Origin of the sequence: Desulfovibrio sp. 1188_IL3213, from assembly GCF_036763145.1 — a bacterium.
Lineage (GTDB): Bacteria > Desulfobacterota > Desulfovibrionia > Desulfovibrionales > Desulfovibrionaceae > Desulfovibrio.
In genome coordinates, this window is the sequence record NZ_JBAIYR010000086.1 from 1 (window position 1) to 7225 (window position 7225).

Consider the following 7225-nt stretch of genomic DNA (forward strand, 5'->3'; position numbering starts at 1 on the left):
GCGCCTTTGCGCGATGATGGCCCCGGCCCGGCCCTGCTTGCCCTGCGCATGGCTGAAGTGCTGGAGGCCCGTATGCGGCAGGACGGGCTTGCGGAGCTTTATGACAGCCTTGAGCTGCCCCTTACTCCCGTACTGGCGGCTATGGAACGGCGCGGCATTGCCATCGACGCCGCTGCCTTTGAATCATTTCTTTCCGATGTGCAGGGCAGACTGGATACGCTTACGGCCGCCGTATACAAGGCGGCGGGCAGGGAGTTCAACATCCGCTCCGCGCAGCAATTGGGCGATGTGCTGTTCAGCACGCTTGAGCTGCCTTCGCCCCGGAAAACCAAGGGCGGACAGGCATCCACCAGTCAGGATACCCTTGAAAAGCTGGCAGGTCGCCATCCTGTGGTCGACAGTGTTCTTGAATTCCGCAAGCTGGAAAAAATGCGCTCCACCTACCTTGATCCCCTGCCGCGCCTTATGGACGGCAACGGGCGCATACATACCACCTTTAACCAGAAGGCCACGGCCACGGGGCGGCTTTCTTCCAGCAATCCCAATCTGCAGAACATCCCAGTGCGCGGCGATCTGGGCAAACGCATGCGAACCTGCTTTATCGCCAACCAGGGCAATGCCCTTGTGTCTGCCGACTACTCGCAGGTAGAATTGCGGGTGCTGGCCCACATGTCGCAGGACAAGGCCCTGCTGGAAGCCTTTCGCAACGGAGAAGACATTCACGCCCGCACGGCCGCTCTGGTTTATGACCTTGCGCCCGATCAGGTAAGCCCGGATCAGCGGCGTAATGCCAAAACCATCAACTTTGGCCTTATTTATGGCATGGGCGCGCAAAAGCTGGGGCAGGACCTGAAAATCAGCACCAGTGAAGCCAAGGAATTCATCGCACGCTATTTTTCGCGCCTTACGGGACTGAAAGAATTTTATGAATCAGTGGAGGCAACCGCCAAAAAGCAGGGCTATGTGACCACCCTGGGCGGCCGCCGCCGTCTGTTGCCGGACATTCATTCGCCCAACGGGCAGGCGTATGCCCTGGCCCGCCGCCAGGCCATCAATACGGCTATTCAAGGCTCGGCGGCAGACATCATCAAGCTGGCCATGCTGGCTGTAGCCGCCGATGACCAGTTGCGGGACCATGAGGCCCGTCTGCTTTTGCAGGTGCATGACGAACTGCTTCTGGAAGTGCCGGAAGCTTCCGCCAGGGCCGCCGGAGCGCGCGTGGCCGACCTGATGAGCGCCGTTAAACCCGGTGGAGAGCCTCTCTCGGTTCCGTTGGTGGTGGATTGGGGCGTAGGCCAGAACTGGGGAACGGCGCATTAGGGCATCCAACGCCTGAAGTCATTCTTCGCTTATGCCTGAGATGGTTACAACACAGCGGGCTGACACGGTTTTTTGCTGTGCCTTGTCCAGTTGCTCGACTGGTTTCGCTGACGGCATTACGCGGCGCGGAGGCGGGACAATCGCTGATGGGCGCGGCGTCGCGCCAAGGCTGCGCCGGATTTTTACCGGTTAGAGCAATTTCACTTTGAAAAAGTGTAAATGCTCTAACGCTGCACGAAAGTGCAGCGCGCCACAATGTGGCGTGGATTCAGCCGAAAATCGTATTTTTCGGCTGAATGAAAACTTTGAAATGTGAAGCATTTCAAAGTTAAGCTGCTCTAGAACAGCCCGTGTGCAAAGGAACGCCGGGCGGCCTGTCAGGAAAACATGCCGTTTTTCTGATCATTGCACCAACGAACAAAGGGCTGGAAGGATTTTTCCAGAATATGCCTGACGTTGGCTTCGGCTCTGGTATATTTGGCCCTGGTCATTTTACCGTTGCCGAGCCAATGTTTCAGGTGCCGGAAAATTTGAATAACGACAGCAGGGACAGGGCCGTCTGGTACGGCTTGGCAAACACGTTCGGCACAACGTCGGCGGGCGGCGTGGTGGACATAAAATCCCCCTTGTCACTGAGGGGGGCGGTATTTTCGTTAACGTCTGCCATGTAATTTCTACGCGCCCTGCGCTGCGGCGAAGTAGGAACGGTGTTGTGGTGCTCATCACGGCGCTTGCAACGCTGATGCAGGGTAATCTTTCAACTGCAAATTTTTCGGGCGGTGGCCGAGGATGGCTGCTCCTTCCAGGCGGCGTTTGATCACGCAACCGCCAGAACGGATTCAGGGTGCATTGCCGGCCCCTACTGGCGCAAGATGGTGCGCAGGGCTTCTGCCTGCGGACCGGAAAGGCCCTCAAGCCTTTGCCGCACTCGGTTGTGTACGGACTCGTGGCGGGGGGCCATTTCGTAAAGGGATGCTGCTGCGGTCTGGCTTACGGCAAAAGCCGGATCATTCTGTCTGCCGCTGGAATTGAGGTCGGCATAGCGCAGGGCGGCGTCAATGATGGCGTCCAGATAAACTGTGTTGCCGGAAGCCGTGTAGGCTGCCCAGTACATTTGAAGCACCGTTTTTTCGCTGGTGAGATTCCATTGCAGCAGGGGAGTGGGGTTATGTTGTATCTGCTGGAGCAGGATGGTGTCTTTTTTATCCAGCAGCAACTGCATCAGCGCGGCTTCGTCTGTCAGTCCGGCCAGGTGGACGGCCCAGGCAAGCGTGCGCTTGCCGTCGCGGCTGAGCGAAGGGACCAGCGGCAGCAGGCGCTGGCGCGCAGTGGGGTCGGTTTTAAGGGTTTCTGCCAGAAAGGCCGCCAGGGTGAGCTGTTTCTGCCGGTCATAGAGCACGTTTTGCGCATCAAACGAGCGGAGAATGCCGGGCAGTGTTTCGGGCCGGTTTTCCTTGTAGTAAAACTCCATATCCCTGGCGTAGAACGAAACCCCCTTGGACGCGGTGAGGGCTGATGCTTCGGATACGGGTGCAAGGATAAAGATGGTGGCAAGAATCAGGGCCTGCATGACGAGGGGAACCGGCCCGGCATGCGCAAGCATGCGAAGCAGGCGGCGGGGAGATGTGGAGTGCAAGGGCATGGCGGTCTGCGGCTGCTCCTTTTGGTAAGCTTGGAACGTATTTTTCAGAATATGCCCATAAATGGGCGGTGTTTTTCTGCGGCTGTAACCACGGATGCTTGTGATTTAAAGGTGTTTAATCTTGAAAATGTTCCGATGCATGTACGACAAAGGGCTGTCATTAACGTGTTCTTGCAGTATGTTTATGCAATCTGACAAAAAGTGTGTGGAATAACCAACCTCAAGCATTGGTTTGTGTTGTCGGATCTCAAGGGCATCGTTCTGCAAGCATTGCGAATGCACATTACAACGATAAAATTTCTAGTCAAAGTCCGCCAGCAGAGAATCAAGCCTGAGACATGTGAGCGGACTTTGCCGCAAAAGGGTGAGCAGGCGCACTCTGGCTTCCAGCAGGTGGGGCGACGAAACGCCGTTGCGGATGGAGCTGTGGGCCTCAAGAAAGGCGGCCAGATTGTCGCAGTCTTTAATAAGGCGCCCGTCCTTGGGATCAAGGGCGTCGGTGTTGCAGTGTTCCTGCAGGTCGCAGAAGCCGGAAATCTTTTCAACCCTGCCGTTGCGCCGCACGCATTCCTGAAATTCTGACTGAACGCCCAGACCGAGATAGTAGGATATGCGTTCCGCAAGGGCAGTGAAGCCCTGTTGCCGCAAGGGGGCAAAAACGCGGCGCTCCAGCTCCTTTTCTTCATATTCCTTGATGATCTTCGGCAGGTCCGCCACGGACCGCTTGACTGGGGAGATTATGTCGCGGGTGAGCACTTCAGGCAGGTCATGAAAAAGGCCGCAGAAAAAATTGTTGTTGGCCCTGGCGCGGCAGGCGTTGACCGACAGGCTGAAAAAGTAGGCGAAGCACGCCACGATAAACATATGCCCCAGTACGGAAGTTGCAGGAATGCGCGGGGCCTGCGTCCAGCGTATCTGAAAGCGCAGTTGCCCGCAAAGGTTAGCCAGGCGGGTCAGGGCGGTACCCTGGGTGCGCATCTGCTCCAGGCCCTTGAGGTCGGCGAACGTATCCAGCCTGTCCACAAAGGACTGTCCGATATCGTCCATTTCTTCGTCAAAATGGCTGTTGAGGGGCTTGATCAGGTTGAATTCCCATTGCGAGGCGTAAAGGTGCGCGGCAGTGAGGACGCGGCGGGGCAGGCTGTCTTCGTCCGGCGCGTGGTGCCAGCGGCACATGCGTTCCCAGAAGGGGCCGAGTGGCGACAGCGCCGGTTGCAGGCTTTCCAGCACATGGTCCGTCAGCTGGCGGTACTGTTCGGGATTTTCTTTTATGCGGTAAAAGATCGGTGGCTTGATGTCGGTTATGATAAGGCGGTAAAAATAGTCAAAAAGGCCGCCTTCAATAATTTCGCCCGCAAGCCGCATTTTTTTTTCTTCGGGCATGTGGAGCGAGTTTTCATGCCAAAGCACACAGGCCAGCAGCATCTTGTGCGCCTGCTTGTCAATTTCAAGCAATTCGGCGGGCCGCAGCTTGTCGTTCCAGCGCAGCAGATACGCGCCTGAAAATATGAGTTGAAGCAAGCTTTTGCGAATATCTGCCATACCTTCTCCGGGAACATGACGGAAAAACACTTGGCAGTATAGGAAGATATAGGGTAAAGCTCAAGGGCTTCATGCCGCTGCCCGTAGTTAGCGGGCTTTTTCCGCGCACGGGCGCGCAGGCTCTTGACAGGTGCGGGAGTTTGCCGTATTGAAGCTATCTTTACTGCGATATTGTCGTCATCCCCGTTCGACGGCGCATCGCGCAATGAACTTTTTTGCGGCCTTTACGGCTGCTGCTATTTGCAGATGTGAGGAGTCATTCCGATGAAGACGTTCAGCCCCACCCCCAAAGACATCAACCGCCAGTGGTTCGTGGTTGACGCTCAGGATCAGGTGCTTGGCCGCATGGCTAGCCAGATCGCCCACCGCCTGCGCGGCAAGCACAAGCCGGAATTTGCCCCGCATATGGATAACGGGGACTTTATCGTGGTTGTGAATTGCGAAAAAATCAAAGTCACCGGCAACAAGCTGGCTGACAAGAAATACTACCGGCACTCCGGCTGGGTTGGCGGCCTCAAAACCACCATTCTCGGCGATGTGCTGGCCGACAAGCCTTCCCGCGTCCTGATGGCCGCCGTGAAGGGTATGCTGCCCAAAAATCGCCTGGGCCGCGCCATGCTGAAGAAGCTCAAAATTTACGCCGGGCCTGAACATCCGCACACCGCCCAGAATCCTCAGCCGCTGACGCTGCCGCATTAAGGAGTAGAATGCCATGAGCGAGAAATTTGAATACGGCACCGGCCGTCGCAAGACCGCCACGGCGCGTACCCGCATATATGCCGGTTCCGGTGGCATCATGGTCAACGGGCGTTCCTTTGAGAACTATTTTCCCCGTAAGACCCTGCAGATGATCATTCGCCAGCCCCTGGTGCTTGCCAAGCTGGCCGACAAGCTCGACGTGCGCGTCAACGTGGCTGGCGGTGGTGTGACCGGTCAGGCCGAAGCTGTGCGCCACGGTATTTCCCGGGCTCTTCTGCTGGTAGATCCCGCCCTGCGCCCAGTGCTCAAGAAGGCTGGCTTCCTTACCCGCGACGCCCGCAAGAAAGAACGTAAAAAGTACGGTCTGCGCGCTGCACGCGCCCGGTACCAGTACTCCAAGCGTTAATACCTTTTACGAAAGCCCTGCCTGTCAGGGCTTTCGTATTTTTCCGGCGGGTCGCCTTTGCGGCCCGCCTTTTTTTGCACGCCGCCCCAGTAGCGGGCCTTTTTATGCGGGCTTTTCCCAGTAAAAATGTATGATCTGTGGCTGCCGGCTTCCCGCATGCCCTCAGCCAAAGAGAGTTGCCATGACCGACATGACCAAAGACAGCCTGCCCCCATGCCGTTTGCCTGTCCTTGATTACGCTTACACCCACGAGCAGACGCAGGCCACCACCGGCTATTTTTCCTGTGTGCCGCCAGAGGATCTGGATTTCGAGGCTGCCCTGGAGCGCCTTGAAGCCGCGCCCCTGGATGATTTTCTGCATCTTCACCTGCTCCGTCACCTGAGCGCGCAAAGCGCAGACTACCTGGTCGGGCTTGCGGCATCATGCCGCGATGCGGAAAAGGATGTTTTCGTGCGTCCGGTTCTGGCTGCCCTGTTGCTGGAATGCGCCATTCTTCTGCCGCAGCACGAAAAAGTCTGCGTGGGCTTTCCTGCCGATGCAGCGGCCCGCCTGTCGCATGCCAGTCCTGCGTTGTATCTGCGGGCTGTCTGCCGTTCCGGCATGGCAGATGCAGCGGCCTGGAGCGAGCTGTTCCGAAGCAATATCTGTGAGCATCGTGCGCTGCCGCGCCCGGAAGAAGCGGGCATTCCTCTGCTTTTCAGTCGGGAGAGTATTACGGAAGCCGCCCGGAGCATGGCAGCCGGGGCGGATTCCATAGTTGCGCACCATAAGCGGCCCTATGCCGTAACACCCGCCATATGGCCCCACGCCCCGCAGGCAAAAGCCACGGCGGAACTGGCGGCGCAACGGCGCATGGACGTGCTGGTGCATGTGCCGATGGAGGCTCTGCCCAGAAAGGACGGAACCGTTCCCAATCCCGGCCAGGGAGTCCTGAAAGTCGGCATGGAGCCGCAGCGCATACAGTCTGTCCTTGCGGAAGACCTGGCGGCCCTGCCCACGGCCGTGGGCATGAACAACCATATGGGTTCCGCCCTTACAGGCGATGCGGCCGCCTGCCGCACTGTATGCGCCCATATTGCGGGTACGGGCCTTTTTTTGCTGGACAGTATCACAACGCCCGATTCGCGGCTGGCACAAGAAGCCCGCGCCCAGGGAATTGTAAGCGCAGGGCGTGCTGTTTTTCTTGATACCAACCGCCAGACCCCAGCCATTCTCAAGGCTCTGGATCAGGCGGCAGCCGTCGTGCGCACCCGTGGATACGCCATTGCCATCGGCCATCCCTACGCCGAAACGCTGAGCGCCCTGCGAACCTGGCAGAACAGGGAAAGCGTGGCCCTTGTACCCTTGCGCCGCCTCATATGGAGTCTGGCTTTGGAAAAAGCCGGAGCTTCCCGGGACAGAGCTGCGGACAATACCGCAAAAGAGGTCGAGCGCTGAACGCCCTGCGGGCGCTGAAAAAACTACGCCCGCCGCGAACGCTGCGCCTCAAAGGCTGACACACAGATCCGGCGCCCCCAAAGGCGGCAGCCGCACCGATTTTTCAAATTTGCCTGACGGAACTGCTTCAGTGGGGGGCAGGCTCCGGACGGGCGACGCGCCGCGAGGGGCGCGCGGG

Annotated in this window: 7 protein-coding genes; 4 read left to right on the top strand and 3 right to left on the bottom strand. The window is 58.1% G+C overall.

The features are described 5' to 3' along the window. Nucleotides 1–1320: DNA polymerase (locus V6C16_RS05725; RefSeq protein WP_333542873.1), on the top strand; the 1320-nt coding region annotated here is incomplete at its 5' end. 514 nt (nt 1321–1834) lie between these two features. On the opposite strand, the gene V6C16_RS05730 is transcribed toward V6C16_RS05725, so the two are convergent. The 3 genes from V6C16_RS05730 to V6C16_RS05740 all read right to left on the bottom strand — a co-directional run bounded on the left by V6C16_RS05730 (nt 1835) and on the right by V6C16_RS05740 (nt 4504). Beyond that, nucleotides 1835–1987, bottom strand: coding sequence for a hypothetical protein (locus V6C16_RS05730; protein WP_333534890.1), 153 nt, complete (start codon nt 1985–1987; stop codon nt 1835–1837). A 192-nt stretch (nt 1988–2179) separates the two neighbouring features. Beyond that, nucleotides 2180–2962: a translation initiation factor 2 gene (locus V6C16_RS05735; protein ID WP_333534889.1), complete on the bottom strand. Its 783-nt coding sequence runs from the start codon at nt 2960–2962 to the stop codon at nt 2180–2182. 300 nt (nt 2963–3262) lie between these two features. Beyond that, a complete protein-coding gene (locus V6C16_RS05740) occupies nt 3263–4504 on the bottom strand; it encodes an HD domain-containing protein (RefSeq protein WP_333534888.1) in 1242 nt (413 codons plus the stop codon). A gap of 264 nt (nt 4505–4768) precedes the next feature. Here V6C16_RS05740 and rplM point away from each other — a divergent pair, with 264 nt between their 5' ends. The 3 genes from rplM (at nt 4769) to V6C16_RS05755 (ending at nt 7047) form a co-directional block, all read left to right on the top strand. After that, nucleotides 4769–5203: a 50S ribosomal protein L13 gene (gene rplM, locus V6C16_RS05745; protein ID WP_333534887.1), complete on the top strand. Its 435-nt coding sequence runs from the start codon at nt 4769–4771 to the stop codon at nt 5201–5203. Between the two features lie 13 nt (nt 5204–5216). After that, nucleotides 5217–5609 carry a 30S ribosomal protein S9 gene (gene rpsI / locus V6C16_RS05750; protein WP_333534886.1) on the top strand — a complete coding sequence of 131 codons (393 nt, stop codon included), beginning with the start codon at nt 5217–5219 and terminating at the stop codon, nt 5607–5609. 181 nt (nt 5610–5790) lie between these two features. Continuing rightward, nucleotides 5791–7047, top strand: a complete 1257-nt coding sequence (locus V6C16_RS05755) for a divergent polysaccharide deacetylase family protein (RefSeq protein ID WP_333542874.1) — start codon at nt 5791–5793, stop codon at nt 7045–7047. Nucleotides 7048–7225 lie beyond the last annotated feature (178 nt).